Here is a 23,830-nt window from a genome sequence, read left to right as displayed (position 1 = left end):
GCGTTCCCATTTTGGTCTTCCCCTGACGTGACGAGTGAGCCTGGTCTCAAATGTGTGGACGCGTCTTCGTCAAATCGACCATCCCCGACATGGTGCGGCGGTTCGAGTTTGCCCATCCTGGTGAAATCGAGCGCATGGGAAACGCGTTTCCGATCTGGAATGGCGCGCCAAGCTCATGTACCCCATCATCGTTCGCGAAGAGCTATTCACGAGCATGGCCGGGTTCATATCGGCCAAGTGGGGCCTCGTCCCCCGCTGGTCCAGGGAAGGCAGCGGCCGGCCGCCGCCAGTGAACGCACGCTGCGAGACCATCGCCTCCAATGGCCTGTTTAGGAAAGCCTATGCCTCACGCCGTTGCCTGGTGCCCGTCGACGGCTATTTCGAATGGGAAGCTCGACCCTTCAGGCAAGAAGAAGCAGCCCTATGCCATCGCCATGAAGTCTGGCGATCCCTTCGCCATGGCCGGAATCTATGAAGAATACGCCGACAAGGCCACTGGTGAACTGGTGCGCACATTCGCCATCGCCACCTGTGAGCCGAACGAGCTGATGGCCACTATCCATGATCGCATGCCCGTCATTCTGGCGCCGTCCGACTACATGCGCTGGCTTGGTCCGGAGCCTGATCCGCGCGACCTGATGAAGCCCTATCCGTCCGAGCTGATGAAGATGTGGCCGATCGACAGCAAGGTCGGCAGCCCGCGCAACAACACGCCTGACATCATCGACGAGATCGGCCTCGGGCCATCCGACCTGTTCGACGTCTAGAGGTAGCGCTCGCCATCACTGCGATGCGCGAAGCAGAACCAACGAGGTTCTTGTCGCGGCCGTGCGAAGCCGAAGCCCGCATGCCTGGCGCAGCCTTGATGCTCGCAGATATGGCCGAGGATCGGAGCGTGCTCCCTTGGCGTGATAGTGTCGGCAAGGCGTGTCGGTTCGTCGCTCATGGCGAAAACATTCCACGGGCCGGCTTGACGGGCAAGAGAAATGTTCTTTATTCGTTCTCATGGCGCACGAACCGATCGACACGCTGGGCAAGGCAACCCGGCACAACATGCTTGTGAAAGCGGAATGCAGCTGCGGCAACGTCCGCTACTGCAGGTCGGCCGACCTGATGATGGTCTATGGCGGCGGCGTAGATCCGCTGGCCCTGAAGTTCGACTGCAGCCGCTGCAAGCCGCAGGTCAAGATAACGCTGCTTGAGGTGCACCCCGAACACCTGCCGAAGCGCCTCATGATCCACAAGCCGATGAAGGTCGACGGCAAGATCACCTGGTACACGGAACGGTTCCGCTGGTGAGTGAACGCCTGAAGATCCGCCTTGCCTATCAGCGCGGCTGGCAAGTCGTGGACGGCAGCGCGATCGTGGACACCTTCGACACGAAGGAAGCGGCGTTCCAGTTCCTGGTCGAGCGTGGTGCCCGGGTTCACGTTGACTGGGGCAGGACGGAGATCGCAGGTCGCACAGCCGCGTATGACTTCGCGGCATCCTTCCAGAGCGACAATGCCGGGCGGATCAGGAAAGAGTTGCATGGTCCGTCTGCCGGCATGTGGTTCTGGTACCAGGGATCATCGAAGGGCAGCGTGGAGACAAAGGAAGAAGCCGTCGTCGAGGTCGAGCGCGCCTACACCCGATGGGTCGCGAAGGCCGACTGGCCTCGTTGAAGGCATCGAACCGGTTAGTGTGGCGTCATTCATCTAATTCTGCAGCGTAGACGACATAGCTGGCTGTCGAAGGCGGACTTTCGTCTGGCACCCGCATCAAAGTCACAGCGCGGATCTGCACCATCGCTCCTGGTTTGGACTCAGCCTCGCTGGTCCCAAAAGCTCCAACTCCAAGGGAAAATTCAAACCCAAGCGACCACCGGCCATTTTTGATCCCCTGCTGTCGAAGCAGTGCCGTCGCGACCTCGGTCAAGGTGAACGAATATTGAGTTGCTTCCACCATCTTGCGACCTTTGCGAGTTCAATTAGGCGATTTGGAGCGCCCGCTTCGGCATGAGCCTTCGCCAGAATGAAAATCGCCCGGGCTTTCGGCCTCATTCCGCCTTGCTTTCCAGACCCCATGTGGATCCCACCGTTGTGGTGGACGAAGCAATTCCGATGCCAACCGCAAATGATCCGTTGTGAGACATCGACGATATGAGTGGCATTACCCTCGCTTGGCGCTGCCCGCTGTCCTACACCTGCAGAAGCGTCCCGCGCGGCTGGCGCGCACCCTACTTGCGAGAAGAACTAAATTCCGCGAGCATTCCTAGATGAGCCGTCTATCCATCGCCGAAGAACTCGAGAACGCCGCCAACCGCATCGCGGACATGGCGAGGCCCGATCTACAGATCATTTTGCGACGGGCCGCCCTGATGCTTCGAAATGTGGCTGGCGTGCCGCTGGAGCCGGCGACCGAAGACGCCCTGAACTCCATTGCCGGCGAGGTGAAGTTAAGCCGGTCGGAACTCATTCAGATCGTGCTGCGCGAGTGGCTGGAAGCGAATGCTTATCTGCCAGTGCGAATGATCCATGAGGAAAGCGAAACGGATGGCAGCGCGCAGGACCTCACGCGCGTAGAACAGATCGTCGAGTAGATCGGGCCGGTTGTTTCGCGGGTGGTCGACAGTTGCGAAGTGCATTGCGCCGATGAAGCCCCTCCAGTAATAGCTGTCCACAAACAGAGGACGAACAAATGACAGAAGACACGGACTACCGCGCCGTCGAGCTCATCGATCTAACGGCAGAAATTGTTTCCGCATATGTGAGCAAATCCTTTGCCCGTGGCCAGCTTACCGGACGTGATAGCATCCGTGCATATGTCGCTGTCCGGTCTTGGTGGGCCCGCAGTAGCGCCGAGCGAACCGCTGGTGCCTGCGGTTAATCCGAAAAAGTCAGTGTTCCCCGACTACGTCGTCAGCCTGGAAGACGGTCGCAAATTCAAATCGATGAAGCGGCACCTCGCTTTGCTCGGCATGACGCCCGATGAGTACCGCGCCAAATGGGGCCTGCCGCGCGACTACCCAATGGTGGCGCCAAACTACGCTGCAACTCGGTCGGCGCTGGCTAGGGCATCGGGGCTTGGCCGCAAGGCTGCTCCAGTCAAAAAGGCGCCTGCTAAGCGGAAGGCCAAAGCGTAGGGTCCGCGATCGCACCATTGGGAACCACTGCCAAATCGGCTTTGTTTCCATTGCGGCGGACCAAGTGTCCGCTTGGCCGGCGTCACCCAAAGCCCACCCCCGATCCCCAAATTGGCGCCGGCCTTTCTTTCCGCCAAAACCTACTGTGAGCGCCCAACCGCAAATTTTGGGGCGTCATCGCCCTCGGCCCCGTCCGCGACAAGCGAGGCGCTGAATCGGGTGAGGATGAACCTCGCAAACGTATCATTTCGAGCTGCGGCGGGGGCAAGGACGAGCGCGAGGGCCTTCGCCGGTAGTGAGTGAAGGGTGGGGGGGGAGAAACCCCTCCACGGGGCTCTATTTCAATGCGTGTCCGGCATGGCACCAAACCGGTTTCAAGAACGGTGTAGCTTCAAGCTGAATGGTGTCAGCTGGAGGCTGTTTCGTGCTCGCATGGTGCCAGTACGGTTCCAATCGTCCCGGTGCGACGATTGTGCAGATAGGGGCCGGAACGCTTGCAATTGAAGGCGTCAGCGGCTATTCAGACGCCCGTTGCTGCGGTAGCTCAGTGGTAGAGCACTCCCTTGGCAAGGGAGTGCTGGGGGTCGCTGCTGATTGTCCCCCAAATCGCTACCATCCTTAACGCAGCGCCGTCAGCTGGCGAGCGGCTGGCAGATGCCGCTGTTCGCGGCTTCGCGCCCTGCCGATCGCCAATCACCGCTAAGTTCGCTGAGTCTTTTGGGCTTCATGCCGTTCCGCATCGAACGCCTGCCTTCCCTTCGCGGCCCATAGGTCTCTTGCCTGCTCGCCTTCATGGCTTTGCAGCTTGGCGGCGATCCAGAGCATCGCTCCGTAGATGATGGCGCGATCGTCCTTACTCAGCTCGACGATGCCTGCCTTGACGACGAGCCCGCCGAGCTCGATCAGATGTCGGGTGCGCTGGCGGCGCTCGACCTGCCAAGTGCGCATATCATGCCGAGCCCGTGCCGCCTGCCGGCGATTGCGCGCTGCCCGATTGTGCCGAAGCGCTGCGTGGGTTGCGCTCAGATGTCGGAGCAGTTCGCCGGGACCCGCTCTCGAAAAACATCACCCCACGCTTGGCCCATGCCTCACGCTTTGAGGTGTCTTTCGTCTCAGTGATTGCGACCAGTGCACCCGCCAGTTCGTCGGTGCTGAGCTGATCGGCGCCTGTGGCGATCACCAGCTCGCCAAGCTGCTGCACCTTTCGCGTCTTGAGCTCTCGCGCTTTTTCTTCCAGCGCCTTCAGTTCGGCGTCGAAGTCCCGTGGTTTACGCATGTCAGGTCTCCATGGATTGTTGATGCGACGATGATAGGTGACCGCCTGCCGGAAGGCTTCAAGGTTGCCGAGACAGCCCGGGACGGGCTGGTCCATCCCGAGATTTTTTCGAGGGAGGGCGCGCTTATACGTCGTGCCGACGTGCGTTTTGACGTGCAAATGATCTGGTCGCGATGGCGATCTATCATCTTCACGTCAAGGTCATTGGCCGCAAGGCTGGGAGCAGTGCTGTGGCGTCAGCCGCCTACCGCTCGGCTTCGCGGCTGCGCGACGAGCGGATCGAACGCAGCCACGATTTTTCAGCCAAACGCGGTGTCGTCCATTCCGAGGTGATGTTGCCGCAGCATGCACCGGAGGCCTGGCGCGACCGCGAGAGGCTGTGGAACGATGTCGAGGCGTTCGAGGTCCGCAAGGATGCCCAGCTTGCGCGCGAGGTCGAGTTTGCGCTGCCGCGTGAACTCAGCCAGGCGCAAGGCATCGAACTGGCGCGCGACTTTGTACAAGTCGAGTTTGTCAGCAAGGGCATGGTCGCCGATCTCAATGTGCATTGGGACAGGGCAGAGGATGGCAGCCCCAAACCGCATGCCCATGTCATGCTGACCATGCGGTCCGTGGACGAGAATGGTTTTGGGTCAAAGGTTCGAGACTGGAATGCCACCCAGCTGGTCGAGCGCTGGCGCGAGCGATGGGCGGAACTAGCCAATGAGCGCCTGGCCGAACTCGACATCGACGCGCGCATCGATCATCGCAGTCTGGAAGCGCAGGGCATTGCCTTGGAGCCGCAAACGCAGATTGGTGCACCGGCTCAGCGCATCGAGGGCTGTGGCCTGGACGCTGGCGACACTGAAGCAGATCGCGCCGAACTGCACCGCGAGATCGCGCGCAACAATGGCGCGCGCATCATTGCCGATCCATCCGTGGCGCTCGATGCTATCACGCATCAGCAATCGACCTTCACCCGAAGGGACATGGCCAAGTTCTCGCATCGCCACAGCGAGGGAATGGAGCAGTTCAACGAAGTGGTGGCAGCCATCAGCAACGCACCCGATCTGGTCGAACTCGGCAAGGACGGACGCGGCGAAGACCGTTTCACCACAAGGCAGATGATCGAGACCGAACAGCGCCTTCACCGCGCGGCGGAGCGTATCGATTTGGACGAGCGACACGCGGTGAGTGAGGCACATCGCGAGGCAGCACTGGCGCGGGCTGCGGAACACGGGCTCATCCTTTCGGGCGAGCAGACCGATGCGCTTGCGCATATCACCGATGGCCGCGGTCTTGGTGTCGTTGTCGGCTTTGCCGGAACGGGCAAGAGCGCCATGCTGGGTGTTGCGCGCCAGGCATGGGCAGCGGCTGGCTACGAGGTTCGAGGCGCCGCACTCTCGGGCATTGCCGCCGAGAATCTGGAAGGCGGATCAGCCATCCCGTCACGCACCATCGCCAGTATGGAGCATAGCTGGGGACAGGGCAGGGATCTTCTCACCACGCGCGATGTCCTGGTGATCGATGAGGCCGGCATGGTCGGCACGCGCCAGTTGGAGCGCGTGCTTTCCCATGCCGCGGACGTTGGCGCAAAAGTCGTTCTCATCGGCGATCCGCAGCAGTTGCAGGCAATCGAAGCGGGCGCTGCATTCCGCTCTATCCATGAGCGACACGCCGGCGTCGAAATCGGCCAGGTGCGTCGGCAGCGCGAGGACTGGCAGCGTAACGCAACGCGCGATCTGGCAACCGGCAGGATCGGCGCTGCGATCAGCGCTTATGACGGCAAAGGCATGGTTCATCAGGCTGCAACGCGCGACGAAGCGCGAGGCGAACTCGTCGAGCGCTGGGATCGAGACAGGCAGGCGCATCCAGAGGCAAGCCGGATCATTCTCACCCACACAAACGACGAGGTGCGCGTACTCAACCAGGCAGCGCGCGAGCGCATGCAGGCTGCTGGAGAACTCGGCGACGAGGTTCACGTGAATGTGGAACGAGGTGCAAGGACCTTCGCCATTGGCGACCGTGTCGTGTTCCTGCGCAATGAGCGCGGCCTCGGCGTCAACAACGGCACGCTTGGCATCGTGGAGGAGGTCAGCACACAGAGCATGACCGTGCGCACCGATGACAGGTCGGTTCGCTTCGACCTGAAAGACTACGCGCACATCGACCACGGCTATGCCGCGACCATCCATAAGGCTCAGGGCATGACGGTCGACCGCGTCCATGTGCTGGCGACGCCGGGCATGGATGCCCATGGCAGTTATGTTGCCCTGTCGCGGCATCGCGAAGGGATGGAACTGCATTACGGCAACGATGACTTCGCAACTCGCGAACGGCTCGTCCGGACGCTGTCACGCGACCGCGCCAAGGACATGGCGTCGGATTACGACCGGATGGAGCCGGCGCAGCGCTATGCCGAGCGGCGCGGCATCACGTTCCGCGAGCGCGTGGTCGAGATCGTGCGCCGGATTGTTCCGGAGAAGCTGCGCGACAGGATCGGCGAGCTGCTGGATGGGTTGCGCTCGCCCGGAGATGGCGAGCCCATGCAGGAAGGAGGACCTGGGTCGGGAAGGAGGAGAGTTGGGGTGCGGATCGGAGATTCAGGCCGGACGCCGGAAAGGGATCCTTCTGCCAGGGGAGTGCCGCGCGACACGAATGTACCGGTGGACGCGGAAGCGGCGTTGCGCAGCGCACGCACGAAGGCGCTTGTGCGTCACGCGCGCGCGATTGACGCGATGTCGCAAAACGCAGCTGCGGAGGGGCAGGGGACTCCAGACCAGATGCGCGAATTGAGGGATGCCCGTAGCGCTTTCGAGAAGGTGCGGCCGCATGGCTGGCGCGATGCCGAAGCGGCCTACGTCAAGAATCCTAAGTTGGTTCGCGAAGCGGGGGCCGGCCGCGTCAGCCGCATCGTGCTTGCTCTCCAGCTCGAAACGGAAATCCGCACCGGACTAGACATCGATCCTGGCCGCCGCGCTGACCGTTTCGTGGAACGTTGGCAAAAGCTCGACCGGACGGGACGGGAGCAATATCAGTCCGGCGACATGTCCGGCTACAAGTCAACGCGCTCGGCCATGTCCGATATGGCCAAGAGCCTCGAACGCGATCCGCAGCTGGAATCCCTACTGGCAAACCGCAAGCGCGAGCTTGGCATCAACGTGGATTCGGGTCGTCGCTTGGGCGCGGAACTGGCCTTCAGTCATGGCATCGGTAAGGGGCGGGGCATTGGGATCTAAAGGCATGCCGATTTGCCGCCGTTTCCACTCCGCAGATCGATGAAATGACAAATCTGATTGCGCGCCGGCCTTTGTTATCCTGTCTGGTTCCAGCAGGTGCCAAATGCTCTCAGCGAAAGGCAAGGCAGCCATGCCTGGACTGGATCGTATCATTCGCCTCAAAACCGTCCTTGCCAGGACTGGCCTGTCCCGTTCAACCCTCTATCGCAAGATCGCCGAAGGCACGTTCCCGGCTCAGATCAAGATCAGTGTCAACGGGGCTGGCTGGCGTGAATCCGATATCAATCGATGGGTCGACGATCCTGTCTCGTGGCACACCAGTGCATCAAGAGAAAACAGCGACTAGTGGTGGTCGAGTGGCACGTTGCTGCCACCGTTGAACACTCCTCTCTGAGGCAAGTTCAACGACTGGGAAGCGGCCGAAACCAGACTTACGGCTTCGAGGCTCAGAATGTCAGGAGCGGACGTTCAGCCACCCTGCGTCTATCAACCTGAGCTGACCAAAGCTGGCACGAACGGAGTGATACGATCGCGCCAGAAGCGATCATTTTTGTTGCTTATTGAGCTGCACAAAATGTCAGAGATCCCTCACCCGGCAGAAAAAGTCGTCCGCGCCCATTTGACCGCCCTTCAACGCAATCTCTATGCGCCCGCCCTGGCGGAGCAAACCGTAGCAAAGCGGCGCACCGGGAGAGATAGGCGCAGCAATCTGCAGCGCGGTGATGCCAAGCGCTCGCGTTACAGTCCCGGAGGTGTCGCCTCCAGCAACTGCAACCCTGGTGAGCTTCAAGGAATCTACGGCAGCAGAAAGTATGCGCCCCAGTCCGACGCCAATCCGTTCGGTTTCCGAGCGCAGGTTTATGTCGCCGTCGCCAGGGATCAAGTCGGGCTCGCCATGTGCGGTATAGGCAATCGCGGATCTTCCCCCTGCCAATGCCGCCAGTGCGGTGTTGGTCGCCTTAGTGCAAGCCCCCTCCCAGGCTTCCTGATTTGCGAGCGCTGCGGCTGAAACTGGAATCGGTGTAAAGCCGGCACCAACCGCGACGTCGATCTGGCGCGCTGTAACTGGCGAGCAACTGCCGGAAACCACAAGGATCGGTCCGCGATGGCTTGGGTTTTCCGTCGGCGCTGGCGCGACGGATCGAGTCTCCGCCGACATAATTGGCGACAGAGCTGTTTCCACGGCGCTCGACCCGATACAAAAGACGGGTGTGTCCCGGCTTTGCTTGCCAAGCCAATTCCCAATCGCAGTGAGTTGATCAGCAGAAACGGTGTCGAACAGGATCGCCCTCGTATCGCCATCGATGACTGGCCAGTTCCCCGCCTCCATGTCGATTATGCTGATATGGTCGATCGGGATCTTCGTCTGTGCCTTGAGATGCAACCGGAGATCAGCCTCCTTCATAGGAGTTACGGGGTGCCGGGCCATGACCGGATGCCGATCGATCCGATGAATGGTCGGCGCCGACCCTGCACGAGCGAAGAGGTTGGCAAATGCCACGAACCTACCCAGACGCGGGGCGCCGACCACAATAGGTACGCTGCCGCCGCCTAGCGTTGTCAGTCCGATTTCCATGGCCCTGCCAATGCTGCCCGTTTCTGGTGAGGAATCAAAGGTCGAGCATACTTTGTAGTGAATGATACGGGGCTTCAGATCCGCCATCCACCGGAAGGCCTGCGGCAATTCCTTATCCATTTCGGTAGGGGACATTGCGCGGGTGGTCCCTGCCAGACCAACGGCCTGCACACCGGGAAATTGAGACAAGACATCCTGCGACGGATCGAGAATCAAGACCGCGGCGACACCGGCAGCTGTCAACGCATCGAGTGCATCAGTGGAGCCTGTGAAGTCGTCTCCATAGAAACAGAGGTATGGATTGGTGTCAGCCATTGCCAGTTGCTCTCATCTGCCTGAGATTTCCGAAAAAACCGATCGAGCTTGCCAGCGCCTCGTGTGAGCGGGCGTAGTCAACAAGGTCTATGCCGAGCCTTGCCGCCTCCCAGGCCTCACTTATTGCGCGCACGCCAGCCGCAGGACCGAGCGGGTGCCCAAGGATTCCACCGCCGGCCAAGTAAATGACATCGTCACTGCCGAATGCCTTGAATGTGACGGGTGCCTGGCCGCCCCATTGGCCTGACGAAATCACCGGCATGATCGGCGCGTGATCGCCGAATGGGCCAAGACACGCTCGTGCTGATTGGGTGACGGTAGCATCTTCTTCGGAGAACTTTCCTTGGATGCCACCGATATGGATCTGGTCGATGCCGGCTAGGCGCCACAGCTTTTGATAGGCCGTAAAGCTCAATCCGAGGGCGGGGTGCCTGGTCAACATTCCCCAGCCGGCTCGATGGGCATGGATCGGCAGCGAGGCGTGGCGCCGCAATTGGGCGATGGCGGCAGGGCCGCAGGCATTGAGCGAAACCATGACGCAGGTTCCACCGCTGTTGGCGACCAGGTCATGATTGCGGCACATGCGGTCGCCGTCGTCGCTGATGTTGAACGCGTACATGACTTTGCGGCCGTGCCTGTCGGCTAGGCGATCGAGAACCGGGGCGATCGCCTCGACGCGCTTCGAGAACGGCGCGGATGGAGGATCGGTCATGCATTCGTCGTCCTTGATGAAATGGATTCCGGCATCGCCGAGCATCTGCACCAGATCGGCGATGGCTGCGGGTTCAAGTCCGAGTTTCGGCTTGACGATGGTGCCGATGATTGGGCCCGAGACGACGCCACTCAATCGACGCGTTCCGGAAATGCCGAAGGCCGGCCCCGGAAACCGGTCGGCAAAGCTCGCGGGGATATCGACATCCTCAAGTCGGACGCCGGTCAGTTCCTGCAGCTCGAAAAGGTTGCCGAGCAGGATGGCGAAAAGCGATGGAAGGTTCGGGCCGAAATTTTCGACAGGGAACGATATTGTGGCTATCGCCCGGCTGCACCGGGAGCGTTCGTCGATGCCGGGCAGCGATGTTGTCAAGCTTGGAGGCGTGTCCTCGGCGACGACACGCAACTCGTCCACACGGCCGCCGAAGCGTTCGATGATCTCGTCTGTCTCTCCGGCGACCCGGGTGAAGGAGCCGATCGACTGTTCGCTTGCCAGCAGCTCGGCGGCCCTGCCGATGTCGATTGGAGCTTCCAGCAGATAGGTGCATCGGATACGATCGGGCACAGGCTCTTCTCCGCGGCAAAAGCCGCTATTTGAGTTCGTTGACAGTTAGACTTGCGCCGAGCCATCGCCCGGGGCGCACCGCTTGAAAAGGCTCGGATAGTCGCGGACGAGGCCGTCCTCATCGACATCGAGCTCGGCTTGGAAGTTTCGGAAAATACCTTCGTAGCGGTAGCGCTCACCGGGCTTCAAGCAGGTATAGGCCTGCTCGGCCGCCGCCACCTCGAGGGAAGGAATGGCGATATAGGCGACCCGGATCGGCCGACGCTCGCCTACAGCGAGCCGTAGTCGCCGGATCGGCAAGGTGTTGGTGAAGGGTGTCGCGGAAATGTCGACATCGATGCATCCGGCAAGATCGGCACGGATGATCCCGTTGGCGTCCCGCCATTCGGCGCGGCCATCCGCTTCGAGGCGTATCTTGCCGCCTCCGACGATGTCGATCGCAACCTCCTGAACCGTCCAATCCATTGCGCAGCGGACGCGGTAGCGCATGCCATAGGCTTGCCCTTGCCGCTCTCCGATCACTGTGCCGTCAGCGGTAACGCCGGCTGCGTCGCGATCGAAGACAAGGTGTTCCAACCCCAGCCCATTTTCCGATTTCCAGCGAATGACACGCACATGAATCTCCAGTTCCAAACCTGAAACACATAATAATTAATTATTTTCTATTGACAAGAGCGAGCGCTCGCTTTCATTTGAGGATGACTTGGGCAATCGGCCCAGGTGCATCTCAAAACGAACCAGGGAGCGGCCATGACCGTATTCTCCAGGGACTACTCGGTTGCCCCGATACGGATATCGCGCGGCGAGGGCGTGTTCCTTCATAGCGACGACGGCCGGGTTTACCTTGATGCGATGGGCAGCGCTGGGGTCGTCGGCATCGGCCATGGGAGAACTGAGATCGCCCAGGCTCTTGCCGACGCCGGCGACAGCGTCACCTTCGTCTATACAGCGGGGTTCACGCATCCCTGGCAGGAGCAGCTCTCGGCGTCAGTGCTCTCGGTCGCGCCGAAAGGCATGGCTTCGGTGTATTTCGTCTCGGGTGGCTCGGAGGCCAACGAGACAGCGGTCAAGCTCGCCCGCCAATATCACCTGGAGCGGGGCGAGCCGCGACGCCACAAGATCATCACCCGGTGGCAGAGCTACCATGGCGTTACCCTCGCCACGTTGGCGATGTCGGGTCGAACCAGTTGGCGCAAGCCCTACGACCCGTACATGTTGCCGGTCATTCATATCGCACCGCCCTACGAATATCGTTGCGCATACTGCGCCGACAAAAACGGTTGTTCGCTCGATTGCGCCGACGAGCTCGAGAAAACGATCAATCTCGAAGGGCCGGAAACGATCTCGGCCTTCTTCGCCGAGCCGATCATCGGAACGACGTGTTCAGGCGTCGTGCCCCATGCTGGCTACTACAGGCGCATCCGCGAAATCTGCGACCGCTATGGCGTGGTGTTCGTCGCCGACGAGGTCCTGACCGGCTACGGCAGAACCGGCACCCCCTTCGCCATCGAGCAATGGGGCGTGCTGCCGGACATGATCACCGCCGGCAAAGCGATCGCCAGCGGCTATGCGCCACTTGGCGCAGTGATCGTCAACGACAAGATCACCGAATTCTTCCGCTCGGGAAAGCGCCGCTTCGTCCACGGCTTCACCTACAGCGGACACGCCGCCTCATGTTTCATAGGCCAGAAGGTCTTCGAAATCATGACGAACGAGCAGTTGTTCGCTCGTCCCGGAATCATCGGACAATATCTCTTCTCCCGTCTGGATGCTCTGCAGCAGCGCCATCCCTGCATCGGCGAGGTTCGAGGTCGCGGCCTCTTTGCCGGCCTGGAGTTCGTGGCGGATCGCAGTTCGCGCGCGCCCTTCCCGGAAGATGCCGGCTTCACAGCGATGCTGGCATCGGAGATGCGCAAACGCGACGTCATCATCAACCCCGGCGTGCCGGGCGTCAATTTCGGACGTGGTGGCGATCACATCCAGATCAGCCCGCCCTTCACCATCAAGGAATCGGAGATCGATCAGATCGTCGACGCGCTGGACGACGTGCTGACCGCAATGCCTGACGCCTTTCGCGAGAAACCACCGCAGCCCAAAGGAGATGTCTGATGCTGAAGAGCGAGATTGGAAGTGGCGTTGGCGGTCGCGTCATAGTCATGGATTCGATCACCAAGGTGACCCTGGAAGATGAGGGCGCCATTGTTGTGTCCGCCTCTCATGGCGGAGCCAGTTCGGGGGAGTTTGCCCTGGCCGTGCCGCTTGGTGGCGTGTTTTTCAACGATGCCGGCGTCGGGAAGGAAAATGCGGGCATCGTCGCGCTAGACATGCTGCAGGCCAAGGGCATTCCGGCAGGCGCCGTCGCTCACATGAGTGCGCGCATCGGCGACTCCCAGGACATGTGGGACAACGGCGTCATCTCCTATGTAAACGCGGCCGCTCGCGCGCTTGGTCTGGCGCCCGGAACGAAACTTCGCGCGGCCTTGGATGACCTCATTTCGCGTTGAGACGCATTACGCAGTGCAGGCCGGCAACGCGGACAAACCGCTTGCCGGAAACAAGAACCAAAGGGGAACCACGATGAAAGCAATTCTCAAGACTGTCATAGCCGCATGTCTCATCTCGACGGCAAGCATCGCGTGCGCCAATGCAGAACTCCATATCCGCGTCGGCGGTACCGGCACCCCGGACTCGCCCGATACGAAGGTCATCGAGCTGTTCAAGCAGCAGGTCGAGGCGGCGCTCGGGAAAGATGTCACCGTCGAGCTGTTTCCGGCATCACAGCTCGGAACCTGGAGCGAGATGGTCGAGCAGGTCAAGGGTGGAGTGCTTGAATGCCTTTATGAAAGCGTCGGCGACCTTGGCGACTTTGCTCCGGCGGCCAACATCGAAGGCGTGGCTTATCTCTACCGCGACGATGACCATTTCTTCCGCATCTGGCGCGGCCCCGTCGGACAAGAGATCCTGGACACAATAGCGAACGAAGCCGGCTTCCGCGTACTCGGGCCGGGATTTCGCGGCTTTCGCCAGTTTCTGGTCAAGAAGCCGGTCGACAGCCTTGCCGACCTGCAAGGCATGAAAATCCGCGTGCCGGGAATCCCTGCCTATGTGACCTCCATCCAGGCGCTCGGCGTCAGCCCGACTTCCGTCGCATTCGAGGAAGCCTATGCAGCGCTCCAGCAAGGCGTCGTGGACGGGCTCGAACAGCCTCTAGTCGCGATCAAGGATCATCGCTTCTACGAAGTGGCCAAGCATCTGGTTATGACCAACCACATGGCCGAAACGATGGGTTTCATGTGCGGTGAGCCCTGGTACCAGAAATTGGATGCCCCAACCAAGGCAGCGATCGGCAAGGCTGCTGACGCTGGTGCCGACTGGTATCGCAAATACACCAAGGAGAACACAGACCAGATCATCACCGAACTGAAGGCGGCCGGCGTGGTCGTGCACACGCCAAACCTTGATGAATTCGCCGAGCGAGCCAAGACGGCGACGTTCGATGCGAAACTTCAGCCGATCATCGACAAGATCCGCGCGGTTCAGTGAGCGATCAATGCCTGCCCGTCACTCGTGTGGACACCGTTCCATCGGAGAAAATCATGTCGAACATGCTGCGCCGGCTCGGCGACGTTTTGAGATCGGTGTTGGGCCACGCGGTGGCTGCGCTTCTCGGCGTCATCATCATACTCGTCTTTGTCCAGGTCCTCGCCCGCTACATCACTCACAGCTCGACCTTCGAATTGGCCGAACTATGCAGGATACTTCTCATCTGGTTGGTGTTCATCGGCGCCGCTGTCCTGGTCAGTCAGCGCAAGCTGATCGTCATTGATCTCATGCATGGCCGGCTGAGCGGACGGCTATCGAATAGTCTCGGCATTGGGGTCGACATTCTCACGGCCATACTTCTGGTCGCGTTCGCCATCTACGCGGCGCAGCTGATCGACGTCGTGAAACTCAAGATAGCGCCGGCCACCGGCCTTTCGTACCGCTTGTTCTACATGCCGCCTATCGTGTTCAGCGTTTGCGGCCTGTTCTTCATCGTCGAACGCCTCGTTTGCGGCGCTACCGATGATGCCACCGAAGTCGAGGATTCCGTCGCTTACGCTCACAAGGGATTGTGACAATGGTAATGCTTGCAACGCTTTCGATCGTATTTTTCGCGCTGACCATGTTCGCGGTCCCGATCGCCATTGCCATGGCGCTCGCCGCACTCGTCGTCATCCAAATCTGGGGCATGCCCGGCTTCCTGTTCGCGCAGAAAGTGGTCAACGGCATGGATTCATTTCCCCTGCTGGCAATCCCGTTTTTCATTCTGGCGGCGTCGGTGATGAACAGTGGCGGTGTGACCACCCGAGTCATAGACCTGTTTGCCGGTGCCCTCGGCAGGGTGCGTGGCAGTTCCGGCATCGTCAACGTCGGAACCAACGTCTTTCTCGCCGGAATATCCGGGTCAGCCGTCGCCGATGCGGCGGCGAGCGGGGCGTTGCTCATCCCCGAAATGAAGAAGGAGGGCTATTCCGGCGCCTTTGCGGCCGCGTTCACGGCCGGTGCCGCAATCATCGGCCCGATCATCCCGCCCAGCATCCCACTGGTCATCTACGGGGTGATAGCCCAGGTCTCGATCACACGGCTTTTCGTCGCTGCCTACATTCCCGGCCTGATCATTGCCGCAGTGTTGACGGCCTACGTTCTTTATGTTGCGCGCCGCCAGAACCTGTCGTCGCGCGGCAGCATGGCCTGGTCGGAACTGGGTTCCAAGTTTCGCGTCAGCGCCTGGGCCTTGAGTATGCCGATCTTGTTGATGGTGGGCGCCAAGGGCGGCCTGTTCACGGTCACCGAACTCGGCGCGGTTCTGGTGTTCTACGCCATCTTCGTGGGTTGGGTGATCCACCGCGAATTCAAATGGCGGCAGCTACCGGGGATGCTCACCGATGCCGCCCTGCAGACTGCCAACATCATGCTGGTCGTTGGCGTGAGTTCGTTCGTTGCCTATCTGATCGTCATCCATGGAATTCCAAAAGACATCCAGTCGGCATTGCATAACAGCGATCTTGGGCCGATCGAATTCTTGCTCATCGTCAACGTGGTTTTCCTGATCGCGGGCATCTTCCTGGATTCGACCCCGGCGACAATCATATTAGTGCCGATTTTCCTGCCTGCCGCTCTCAGCTTCGGCGTCGATCCTACCCATTTCGGACTCGTCGTGGTTCTCAATCTGATGATCGGTCTCATTCATCCGCCGATCGGCCTCAACCTGCTCATCACCCAGGCTATCTCACGGGCTCCGATGAAGGAGGTGGTCTGGGAGAGCCTGCCGATCATCGGCATCATGCTGGTGGTTCTCGGCGTCATCACCTATGTGCCGCAAACGGTGTTGTGGTTGCCCGAACTGATGGGGGTAAATTGATCTGTCATTGTCTGTGATGGCTGGCGCAACTTGCCAGCCCTCCACATTGTTGATTATTCATAATCATCGGATGATAAGGGACATTATGGTTCGTGCAATTGCTGCAGACAGGCCCGGCCTGGACGTTGTCGTCGCCGACGGCATCCGTGAGAAGATCCTCAGCGGTCAGCTTGCCGCCGGTGCTCATCTGGTCGAAGCAGATTTTGCGCGTGAGTTCGAGGTGAGCAATGGCACCATCCGGTCAGCCTTGAGACATCTGCAAGGCGAGGGACTCGTCGAATTGAAGCCACGCAGGGGTGTCTTCGTTTCTGCAATGGACCCCAGCGACGCCTTGGAGCTGTGCACCTTGCGTGATGCTCTTGAGGCGCTGGCGGCTAGCTTGGCCGCACAGAATGCCACCAAGTCAGAAAAAGATGCGCTGCGAAAGCTCATGACGGAAATGCAGGGCGCGGTGAAGAAGCGTGACCGGACTGCATGCATGATGCTTGACCTGTCCTTCCATAGGCTTGTCGTCGAGATGTCAAAGCACAAACGCCTCATACAGACGTATGGACTTTTGGAGGCACAGATACGGTTGTTCATGGCGCTGACCGAATCCATGCATGTCGATCTTTTCGCGGACATGATTCCGATCCACGAGCCTATCGCTGAAGCGATATTGGTGGGCGACGCAGAAACCGCTGGCCGTTTGTCTGCCAGGCACAACCAGGTCGACGGAGAGGCACTGGCACGGAGCCTCGCTCAAGAAGCTCATTTGAAATCGGCATAGTCGCTATCATCTCGACTGGGTAGGATTCGCGGGCCGCGAGTATGCGGGTACTTGCGAAAGACGGCCGCGACCTCCGGCGCGGACGCTGGTAATGTCCGCTTTAAGGCAGTCGCAAACCTAACTGCAACGACCGAGATTGGGCGCGTTGCTGACATTGATCGGAAACAGATAATCCCTAGTGCAGCCCGCAGGTGCCGCCTTCGGCTAGGTGTTTGCATTACCGCGTGACAAGCGCACACCAGGGCCGCCGCCATTCTCTGCAATGAACTCTATTCCGGCTGCTTCGAACGTTGCTTTAAGCTGAACTATTGTGGACTGTTTCAACGCCTCGCCTCGTTCGAATCTCACAACCGTTTGAGTTGAGACTCCGGCCTGTTTAGCAAGCTCTAAAACGCCCCAGCCCAATGCAGCTCGTGCCATGCGACACTGCACCGGGTTCATAAAATCACCATAATATAGTGATTTCGATTGATCATATGCTGCACTTTGTGTAGTCTCGATTTCAATTGGGCGGCCGGATAGGTGATGCAACACCGATCCGGCCTAGCCACGTGCAAGCTGTTGTGGAGCTCGGATCATGGCTGATTCCGACAATAGCATGACTTTGTCTTCCGTCACGCTCGGGGGAGGCGGCGAGCAGGCTACAAAAAGATCTGCTCGTTCCGACGAAGCAGATCCGGCGCTTGCGCTGCTAAGAGACTGGTTGCGGGCGCAGCATGTTTCGCAGGTCCTCTGCCGACTTCAGCAACGTTTGGAAACGCGCGTTCTCGGCGCAGCCTGTCCGGCGGCGACAGATGCGAAGGTTGGTTACTCGATCGCCTGCCAAGCGGAAGTCGAGGCTGCGACAGTGGCTTTGAAGATTCAGGATAGAGTTCCGCGGACGCCCGCACACTCACTTCTCGGCGTTGTCGCCAAGCTGGAGATAATCGTGGGCGCAGATCGCGACATCGACGACCCAACAGATTTTCCCTGGCCACATATCGAGTCGATCCTGCATGACTTGAAGGAAATCACCGGGAGTGTGCCGCTTGAGCGACCTGATCGATCCATCGTTCAGGCGGACTGTCGGCGATATCAAGCAATCGCGGCCGATTTGATCGGTCTCGAAAAGCGCACCGCTGACCTCCATTTTGGTCAGCAACCGGCCGCTGGTATTGATACAAAGTAGAAAAGGATACGCAAGCGCACATAACGGCCATTCGGCGCTGAGGCGATCTCGGCCATCCTTGTCCCGATGGAGATATGCTCGGGACAGAAACGGTGAAGGCGACACGGCGTGCTGCAAAACGCGGCGCTAGACGCGACGCCGAGACCGATCTATTTTCATGCCATCGCGCCGTCGACGAAGCATTCCTGGAACGATCAGCCCGCTTGTTCGAGGCTCGCATGGGGCGACCCCTGTCAGCGGAAAGTGCCCGGGAAATCGTTGACAATCTCGGCGAATTCTTCCGCATCCTCGCCGAATGGGAACGGATTGACCGGGGCAAATAGTTGACGCTTCGTGCTCACCTAAAGGCCTTCGGTGCGATCGAGCGATGAACGAGGGCCCCCAAGATGAACCAACGACATGTCCGGACCGCCAAGCAAGCAGGCCTTGTAAAGGCGCTGCTTTACGCGCGCGTCTCCTCCAAGGAGCAGGAGAAGGAAGGTTTTTCCATCCCGGCGCAATGCAAGCTCCTGCGCAACTATGCCCAGCAACAGCGGTTCGATATCGTGCAGGAGTTTATCGACGTCGAGACGGCCAAGACCTCTGGCCGGACCAACTTCACCGAAATGGTCAAGTATCTGCGAAAGCATCCCGGCATTCGAAGCGTCCTCGTCGAGAAGACTGACCGCCTTTATCGCAACCTGAAGGACTGGGTGACTCTCGATGAATTGGATGTGGAAATCCACCTTGCGAAAGAAAGTGTGACGCTATCACGAGACTCGCGCTCGTCTGAAAAGTTCATGCACGGCATCAAGGTCTTGATGGCCAAGAACTATATCGACAACCTGTCGGAAGAAGCTCGCAAGGGGCAGATGGAGAAGGCGGAGCAGGGCATATGGCCGACAAAGGCTCCGATGGGCTATGTCAACACTACGGGAAAGGATGGCAGAAAGGTTATTGAGCCGCATCCTGAACTGGCTCCAGTCGTCACACAGCTGTTCGAGCGCTACGCAACCGGCCGGTATTCGCTGAAGGCCTTGGCTAAGGCAGCCCACGGCGATGGGCTGATCTACCCCAAGAGCGGTAACCCGGTTCCGGTCAGCACCGTGCATATGATCCTGCGCAACCGCCTCTATACCGGACTGTTCCAGTGGAACGGCAAATTGCACCAGGGCAAGCACGAACCTCTCGTATCGATCGAACTATGGGAGCGCGTCCAGGGCGTTCTGACGGGCCGCAATTCGGTGCCGACCCACCCGATAGGAAACGAGTTCGCCTTCACCGGCCTGATGACCTGCACCGAATGCGGCTGCGCCGTCGTGGCGGAGATCAAGAAGCGGAAATACATCTACTATCACTGCACGGGGCACGCCAACAAAGGTCGGGGTGGATACGGTGATTGCCGCCGCAAATACGTCCGCGAGGAAGTGCTCGACCAGAAATTCGCCAACCTGCTTGACCGGTTGCATTTCGATGAAGAGATACTGGAATGGGTAAAGGCAGCCCTCTTGGCCAGCCATGCCGACGAGCGCCGCGAGCATGAACAGGCGATCCATCGATGCCAGGTCGAGTACAAGCGGCTCGAGGATCGGCTGCATGCCATGTATCTCGACAAGCTTGACGGCCGCATCGACAACGCCTTCTATGATCGGATGTCAGCACAGTGGCGGACCGAACAAACGCGGCTGCTTCGCGAGATAGAGCGTCATGGTAGCGCCGAGGAATCGTACATGGAGGACGGCATCCGGCTGTTGGAACTAGCACGCAAAGCCAGCCGACTGTTTGCGAAACAGCCTGCGCACGAGAAAAATCGACTACTGAATCTGGTGCTGTCGAACTGCAAATGGGACAAAGGCGAAGTTCACGCCGTCTTTAGGCAACCGTTTGATCTACTTGCGGAAACGGTCGTGGCCGGCGTAGCAATGGGTGCACAGCAGGCAGCTTTATCGACAGGGAGTCCAGTTTGGCTGGGGAACCTGGATTCGAACCAGGACTAACGGAGTCAGAGTCCGTGGGTCTACCGTTAACCTATTCCCCAGCAGGCGCGGTCATCAACCGCGCGGGCCGAGCGGGCAAGCCGCTGTGAGCGCTGCCTTGTAGCCGCCAGTGGAAAATAGTCAAGCCTGCTCTGCGGTTCAATCGGTAGGTTTTGTCGGCGGGTTTCAGGCGCTGCGTCAAAGGTCGCGCGGCTTCGAGCCAATCCGCGCCTCAGCTCTCGCTGCGGCTGAATTGCGAGCGTTCGAAATACAGCACCACGCCCAGGCCTAGAATCAGCGGGATGATCAGGTAGAACAGCCGGAACACCAGCAGCGCCGCCAGCACGCCGACCGGGTCCATGTCGGAAAGCCCGGCCAGGAACACCACCTCGAACACGCCGAGCCCGCCCGGCGCGTGCGATATCTGCGCGATCGAGAAGGAGACGAGGAAGACGCCGAGCACGACGAAATAGCCGGGATTGTGGGCCTCGGGCAGGGCGAAGAAGATGATCGCGGCGGCCGCCAGCAGTTCGATCGGGCCGATCAGCAACTGCCGGGCGACGATCGGCAGCGCCGGATAGTGCAACTGGAAGCTAGCGATCTTCAGCGGCCGCAGATGCAGCCAGCTGCCGAATATATAGGCGGCGACCAGCAGCAGCATGACGACGCCCGCCCCCTGCGACAGGCCGTGATGGGCGATGCCGGAAAACCGGTCGAGTATCTGCGGCTCGAAGACAAGCACAAGGCCGGAGGCGAGCAGCGTCGACAGCACGAAGGTGATCCAGCAGATCGCCACCAGGATGCCGACATCCTGGCCGGTCAGGCCCCTGGTGCCGTAGGCGCGGTAGCGGATGACGGCGCCGGAAAACACCGAGCCGCCGATATTGTGCGACAGCGCATAGGTGGTGAAGGAGCACAGGGTGACGAACAGCCACGAAACTCGCCTGCCGATATGCAGGAGCGCGATGTGGTCGTAGCCGGCGAGCGAGGCATAGGCGACGACCGAACTCAGCGCGGCGAGGATCCAGCCGCGGGTCGGAATCGCCGATATGCCGCCCCAGACATCGTCGAGGGAGATGCCGCGCAGTTCGTGCCAGAGCAGCAGCAGCGAGAAAACCACCGCCGCGAGGCCGACGACCGGCCAGAAATAGCGTCTCCAGTTCATTGCCTGATTGCCATGCGTTGCGGATCCGCTTCCTTTTCTGTCGGGAGGCCGGCTGGTCCGGATTCTTCCATTTCAGGAATGCCTCATTGAAGCCGGCTATTCAACCGCGAACGCTTGTCGCGCCGGGCACAACCAGGATTTGTCGTTGTCGAGAGCGGTCGAACGGGAGGCGCCGGCAGGCGTTGCGCCAGCAATCCTGGCTTGCGGATACATTGCGCGGCGTGGCCGGAAAGGCGGTTCGTGCGCCCAGCCGGCAAAATTCAGCATGCGGCTCTTGGTGATCGGGCGCGGCACTGTTAGTCTGACGGCAACTTAAAACACTGAAGCGCCCGCAGCGTCCATCATCGGTTCGCGCGGCGCCGGAAGGAACGACAGTGGAAGACCGCGACACCGGCGCCGGCGCGCCGGAGGTGGGCGCGTCCAGCGCTTCCCCAGGGCCGGTTGGCTCGGGGACCGCCAGTTGGCAGCAGCGCCGCCCGACGGAGGCGCGCTCCGCCGACGGGCAGGCGGGCGACGCTGCCAACAAGGGCAAACCCAAGAAACGGCGCAAGCGAAGGCGCGGGCGCAAGGTTTTCGCGCGCGACGAGGCGCGGCCCACGGAGATCGGGTCGCCGGCGCCCGGCAAGACCGCTGCCCCGGCCAATGAAGCGCGCAGACCGGCGGAGGCGGTGGCCTCGCCCGCAGCCGCGCCGGTACGCTCCGAACAGGGCACCCGTCGGCCGCCGATGCAGGAGCTCCCGGTGTTCGCGGCGCTCGACCTCGGCACCAACAATTGCCGGCTGCTGGTTGCCGTGCCGACGCGTCATGGCCAGTTCCGCGTCATCGACGCCTTTTCGCGCATCGTCAGGCTGGGCGAGGGGCTGACCGCCAATGGCCGGCTCGGCCAGCCGGCGATGGACCGTGCCGTCGAGGCGCTGAAGATCTGCGGCGACAAACTGCGCAACCGCAAGATCCGCAAGGCCCGGCTGATCGCCACCGAAGCCTGCCGCACGGCGGAAAATGGCGTCGAGTTCCTCGATCGCGTCGAGCGCGAGGCCGGCCTGAAACTCGAGATCATCGACCGCCAGACCGAAGCGCGGCTGGCGGTGTCCGGCTGCGGCTCGCTGGTCGAGCGCGACACGCAAGGCGTCGTGCTGTTCGACATTGGCGGCGGCTCGTCCGAAATCGCGCTGATCGATCTCAGCGGCCGCCGCTCGCCGCGGCTCGCCAACCACATCGTGTCGTGGACGTCGCTGCCGGTCGGCGTGGTTTCGCTGGCCGAGCGTTTCGGCGGCCGCACGGTGACGCGCGAGATCTTCGCCGCCATGGTCGACGACGTCGCCGGCCGTCTGGCCAGCTTCGATGGCCGCGACCGGCTGAGCCATCTCAAGGCCAGCCCGAACTTCCATCTGCTCGGCACGTCGGGCACGGTGACGACGCTGGCTGGCGTTCACCTTGACCTCGAACGCTACGACCGCCGCCGTGTCGACGGGCTGTGGATGGACCGCGACAGTGTCGATCGCATGGTCGAAAGACTGGTCGGCTGGGATTTCCAGCAGCGCTGCGCCAACCCTTGCATCGGTGCCGATCGTGCCGATCTGGTGCTGGCCGGCTGCGCGATCCTCGAAGCGATCCGCGCCGTGTGGCCGTCGGAGCGGCTGCGCGTCGCCGACCGTGGCCTGCGCGAAGGCATATTGAGCGAGCTGATGGCCGATGACGGCGTCTGGCGCAACGATGGGCGTGGCAGAGCATGATCCAGAAAAGTGGCGACCGGTTTTCGCAAAAGAACATGCTCAGACAAGAAATCAAACAATGACCAAGAAACCGGAAAAACCAGGATCGGCCAACATTCGCGTGCTGAAGACGCGGATCAAGAAGAAGAGCGGCCTGAAGGAATCGTCGCGCCGCTGGCTGCAGCGCCACATCAACGATCCCTATGTCCAGCGTTCGAAGGCTGACGGCTATCGCTCGCGCGCGGCCTACAAGCTGATCGAGATCGACGACAAGCACCATCTCTTGAAGCCCGGTATGAAGGTGATCGATCTGGGCGCCGCACCGGGCGGCTGGTGCCAGGTCGCCGCCGCGCGCACGAAATCGACGGCCGACAACCCACACGTCGTTGGTATCGACTATCTGGAAATGGACGCGGTGCCCGGCGCCCCCGTGCTGTTGATGGATTTCCTCGACCCGCTGGCGCCGCAGAAGCTGGCCGAGGCGCTGGGTGGCGATCCGGATATCGTGCTGTCCGACATGGCGTCACCCACCACCGGCCACAAGCGGACCGACCACATCCGCACCATGCATCTGTGCGAGGTGGCGGCCGATTTCGCGCTGTCGGTCCTGAAGCCGGGAGGGCATTTCCTCGCCAAGACCTTCCAGGGCGGCGCCGAAAACGAGCTGCTCTCGATGCTGAAGAAGAATTTCCGCTCGGTGCACCACGTCAAGCCACCGGCCTCGCGCGACGAATCGGTCGAGCTTTATCTGCTGGCAAAGGACTTCAAGGGGCGGGAGCCGCCGTCAGGCGGACCAGTGGACGTTTCGAAAGCTTCGAGCGCCCGGAGCGACAAGGAAGGGCAGGGCGAGCCCGAAGCCTGAGTCTGCCGGA

General features: G+C 60.8%; 24 protein-coding genes, 2 tRNA genes and 2 pseudogenes. 18 read left to right on the top strand and 10 right to left on the bottom strand.

Features of this window, described 5'->3' with window-relative positions; genetic code table 11:
• The first annotated feature begins 50 nt into the window (after window positions 1-50).
• Window positions 51-767: pseudogene (locus tag AC56QP_RS03845) on the top strand (SOS response-associated peptidase).
• Here the strand turns inward: AC56QP_RS03845 and AC56QP_RS03840 are convergent.
• Complete coding sequence (locus AC56QP_RS03840; RefSeq protein ID WP_489860872.1) at window positions 764-946, bottom strand: hypothetical protein; 183 nt, start codon at window positions 944-946, stop codon at window positions 764-766. The pseudogene AC56QP_RS03845 and the gene AC56QP_RS03840 sit on opposite strands and share 4 nt — an antisense overlap.
• A 59-nt stretch (window positions 947-1,005) precedes the next feature.
• Here AC56QP_RS03840 and AC56QP_RS03835 point away from each other — a divergent pair, with 59 nt between their 5' ends.
• Together AC56QP_RS03835 and AC56QP_RS03830 are read left to right on the top strand one after the other, a co-directional pair.
• Window positions 1,006-1,299, top strand: a complete 294-nt coding sequence (locus AC56QP_RS03835) for a hypothetical protein (protein ID WP_489860873.1) — start codon at window positions 1,006-1,008, stop codon at window positions 1,297-1,299.
• Window positions 1,296-1,664, top strand: a complete 369-nt coding sequence (locus tag AC56QP_RS03830; RefSeq protein ID WP_489860874.1) for a hypothetical protein — start codon at window positions 1,296-1,298, stop codon at window positions 1,662-1,664. The genes AC56QP_RS03835 and AC56QP_RS03830 overlap by 4 nt, the downstream gene beginning before the upstream one ends.
• A 25-nt stretch (window positions 1,665-1,689) precedes the next feature.
• Here AC56QP_RS03830 and AC56QP_RS03825 read toward each other — a convergent pair whose 3' ends face one another.
• The gene (locus AC56QP_RS03825) at window positions 1,690-1,947 is read right to left on the bottom strand and encodes a hypothetical protein (protein ID WP_489860875.1); all 258 of its coding nucleotides are present in this window, start codon (window positions 1,945-1,947) and stop codon (window positions 1,690-1,692) included.
• A gap of 310 nt (window positions 1,948-2,257) precedes the next feature.
• Here AC56QP_RS03825 and AC56QP_RS03820 point away from each other — a divergent pair, with 310 nt between their 5' ends.
• The 3 genes and pseudogenes from AC56QP_RS03820 (at window position 2,258) to AC56QP_RS03810 (ending at window position 3,735) form a co-directional block, all read left to right on the top strand.
• The gene (locus AC56QP_RS03820; RefSeq protein WP_489860876.1) at window positions 2,258-2,581 is read left to right on the top strand and encodes a hypothetical protein; all 324 of its coding nucleotides are present in this window, start codon (window positions 2,258-2,260) and stop codon (window positions 2,579-2,581) included.
• Between the two features lie 98 nt (window positions 2,582-2,679).
• A pseudogene (locus AC56QP_RS03815) lies at window positions 2,680-3,124 on the top strand (Ros/MucR family transcriptional regulator).
• Between the two features lie 536 nt (window positions 3,125-3,660).
• Window positions 3,661-3,735 (top strand) — tRNA-Ala (locus AC56QP_RS03810).
• A gap of 88 nt (window positions 3,736-3,823) precedes the next feature.
• On the opposite strand, the gene AC56QP_RS03805 is transcribed toward AC56QP_RS03810, so the two are convergent.
• Both AC56QP_RS03805 and AC56QP_RS03800 read right to left on the bottom strand, forming a co-directional pair.
• Complete coding sequence (locus AC56QP_RS03805; RefSeq protein WP_489860877.1) at window positions 3,824-4,072, bottom strand: conjugal transfer protein TraD; 249 nt, start codon at window positions 4,070-4,072, stop codon at window positions 3,824-3,826.
• Between the two features lies 1 nt (window position 4,073).
• Window positions 4,074-4,400 carry a conjugal transfer protein TraD gene (locus AC56QP_RS03800; RefSeq protein WP_489863692.1) on the bottom strand — a complete coding sequence of 109 codons (327 nt, stop codon included), beginning with the start codon at window positions 4,398-4,400 and terminating at the stop codon, window positions 4,074-4,076.
• A gap of 173 nt (window positions 4,401-4,573) precedes the next feature.
• Here AC56QP_RS03800 and traA point away from each other — a divergent pair, with 173 nt between their 5' ends.
• Window positions 4,574-7,618, top strand: a complete 3,045-nt coding sequence (gene traA, locus AC56QP_RS03795) for a Ti-type conjugative transfer relaxase TraA (protein ID WP_489860878.1) — start codon at window positions 4,574-4,576, stop codon at window positions 7,616-7,618.
• A gap of 130 nt (window positions 7,619-7,748) precedes the next feature.
• Window positions 7,749-7,964, top strand: a complete 216-nt coding sequence (locus tag AC56QP_RS03790; RefSeq protein WP_489863693.1) for a helix-turn-helix transcriptional regulator — start codon at window positions 7,749-7,751, stop codon at window positions 7,962-7,964.
• Between the two features lie 231 nt (window positions 7,965-8,195).
• Here AC56QP_RS03790 and AC56QP_RS03785 read toward each other — a convergent pair whose 3' ends face one another.
• Genes AC56QP_RS03785 through AC56QP_RS03775 form a run of 3 tightly spaced genes read right to left on the bottom strand, consistent with a single transcriptional unit; the run spans window position 8,196 to window position 11,400 of the window.
• Window positions 8,196-9,509, bottom strand: coding sequence for a four-carbon acid sugar kinase family protein (locus AC56QP_RS03785; protein ID WP_489860879.1), 1,314 nt, complete (start codon window positions 9,507-9,509; stop codon window positions 8,196-8,198).
• Window positions 9,502-10,785, bottom strand: a complete 1,284-nt coding sequence (locus AC56QP_RS03780; protein ID WP_489860880.1) for a RuBisCO large subunit C-terminal-like domain-containing protein — start codon at window positions 10,783-10,785, stop codon at window positions 9,502-9,504. The genes AC56QP_RS03785 and AC56QP_RS03780 overlap by 8 nt, the downstream gene beginning before the upstream one ends.
• A gap of 45 nt (window positions 10,786-10,830) precedes the next feature.
• Window positions 10,831-11,400 carry a putative glycolipid-binding domain-containing protein gene (locus tag AC56QP_RS03775; RefSeq protein WP_489860881.1) on the bottom strand — a complete coding sequence of 190 codons (570 nt, stop codon included), beginning with the start codon at window positions 11,398-11,400 and terminating at the stop codon, window positions 10,831-10,833.
• Window positions 11,401-11,535: 135 nt separating this feature from the next.
• Here AC56QP_RS03775 and AC56QP_RS03770 point away from each other — a divergent pair, with 135 nt between their 5' ends.
• The 6 genes from AC56QP_RS03770 to AC56QP_RS03745 all read left to right on the top strand — a co-directional run bounded on the left by AC56QP_RS03770 (window position 11,536) and on the right by AC56QP_RS03745 (window position 16,958).
• Complete coding sequence (locus tag AC56QP_RS03770) at window positions 11,536-12,894, top strand: aminotransferase family protein (RefSeq protein WP_489860882.1); 1,359 nt, start codon at window positions 11,536-11,538, stop codon at window positions 12,892-12,894.
• Window positions 12,894-13,289 carry a hypothetical protein gene (locus tag AC56QP_RS03765; protein WP_489860883.1) on the top strand — a complete coding sequence of 132 codons (396 nt, stop codon included), beginning with the start codon at window positions 12,894-12,896 and terminating at the stop codon, window positions 13,287-13,289. Before AC56QP_RS03770 ends, AC56QP_RS03765 begins: the two co-directional genes overlap by 1 nt.
• A 73-nt stretch (window positions 13,290-13,362) precedes the next feature.
• Window positions 13,363-14,328, top strand: a complete 966-nt coding sequence (locus AC56QP_RS03760; protein ID WP_489860884.1) for a TRAP transporter substrate-binding protein — start codon at window positions 13,363-13,365, stop codon at window positions 14,326-14,328.
• Between the two features lie 53 nt (window positions 14,329-14,381).
• Window positions 14,382-14,903 (top strand): TRAP transporter small permease, encoded by a 522-nt coding sequence (locus tag AC56QP_RS03755; RefSeq protein ID WP_489860885.1) that lies wholly within the window; start codon window positions 14,382-14,384, stop codon window positions 14,901-14,903.
• Between the two features lie 2 nt (window positions 14,904-14,905).
• Window positions 14,906-16,189 carry a TRAP transporter large permease gene (locus tag AC56QP_RS03750; RefSeq protein WP_352463692.1) on the top strand — a complete coding sequence of 428 codons (1,284 nt, stop codon included), beginning with the start codon at window positions 14,906-14,908 and terminating at the stop codon, window positions 16,187-16,189.
• A gap of 16 nt (window positions 16,190-16,205) precedes the next feature.
• Window positions 16,206-16,958, top strand: a complete 753-nt coding sequence (locus AC56QP_RS03745) for a GntR family transcriptional regulator (protein WP_489863694.1) — start codon at window positions 16,206-16,208, stop codon at window positions 16,956-16,958.
• A gap of 204 nt (window positions 16,959-17,162) precedes the next feature.
• Here the strand turns inward: AC56QP_RS03745 and AC56QP_RS03740 are convergent, their stop codons facing one another.
• Window positions 17,163-17,399, bottom strand: coding sequence for a helix-turn-helix domain-containing protein (locus tag AC56QP_RS03740; RefSeq protein ID WP_489863695.1), 237 nt, complete (start codon window positions 17,397-17,399; stop codon window positions 17,163-17,165).
• 136 nt (window positions 17,400-17,535) lie between these two features.
• Here AC56QP_RS03740 and AC56QP_RS03735 point away from each other — a divergent pair, with 136 nt between their 5' ends.
• Window positions 17,536-18,126 carry a hypothetical protein gene (locus AC56QP_RS03735; protein WP_084555669.1) on the top strand — a complete coding sequence of 197 codons (591 nt, stop codon included), beginning with the start codon at window positions 17,536-17,538 and terminating at the stop codon, window positions 18,124-18,126.
• 386 nt (window positions 18,127-18,512) lie between these two features.
• Window positions 18,513-20,102 carry a recombinase family protein gene (locus AC56QP_RS03730; protein ID WP_489860886.1) on the top strand — a complete coding sequence of 530 codons (1,590 nt, stop codon included), beginning with the start codon at window positions 18,513-18,515 and terminating at the stop codon, window positions 20,100-20,102.
• On the opposite strand, the gene AC56QP_RS03725 is transcribed toward AC56QP_RS03730, so the two are convergent.
• Both AC56QP_RS03725 and AC56QP_RS03720 read right to left on the bottom strand, forming a co-directional pair.
• Window positions 20,070-20,143, bottom strand: a tRNA-Gln gene (locus AC56QP_RS03725). The two genes, AC56QP_RS03730 and AC56QP_RS03725, sit on opposite strands and share 33 nt — an antisense overlap.
• Before the next feature lie 170 nt (window positions 20,144-20,313).
• Window positions 20,314-21,246 (bottom strand): lysylphosphatidylglycerol synthase domain-containing protein, encoded by a 933-nt coding sequence (locus AC56QP_RS03720; RefSeq protein ID WP_489860887.1) that lies wholly within the window; start codon window positions 21,244-21,246, stop codon window positions 20,314-20,316.
• A 320-nt stretch (window positions 21,247-21,566) separates the two neighbouring features.
• Between AC56QP_RS03720 and AC56QP_RS03715 the strand changes: the two genes are divergently transcribed.
• Window positions 21,567-22,979, top strand: coding sequence for a Ppx/GppA phosphatase family protein (locus AC56QP_RS03715; protein WP_489863696.1), 1,413 nt, complete (start codon window positions 21,567-21,569; stop codon window positions 22,977-22,979).
• A 58-nt stretch (window positions 22,980-23,037) separates the two neighbouring features.
• Window positions 23,038-23,820 carry an RlmE family RNA methyltransferase gene (locus tag AC56QP_RS03710; protein WP_489860888.1) on the top strand — a complete coding sequence of 261 codons (783 nt, stop codon included), beginning with the start codon at window positions 23,038-23,040 and terminating at the stop codon, window positions 23,818-23,820.
• Window positions 23,821-23,830 lie beyond the last annotated feature (10 nt).

The sequence above is a fragment of the Mesorhizobium sp. RCAM 05104 genome, from assembly GCF_059683645.1.
The sequence above is the reverse complement of the archived record's forward strand: the minus strand, read 5'-3'. Positions and strand labels throughout refer to the sequence as shown.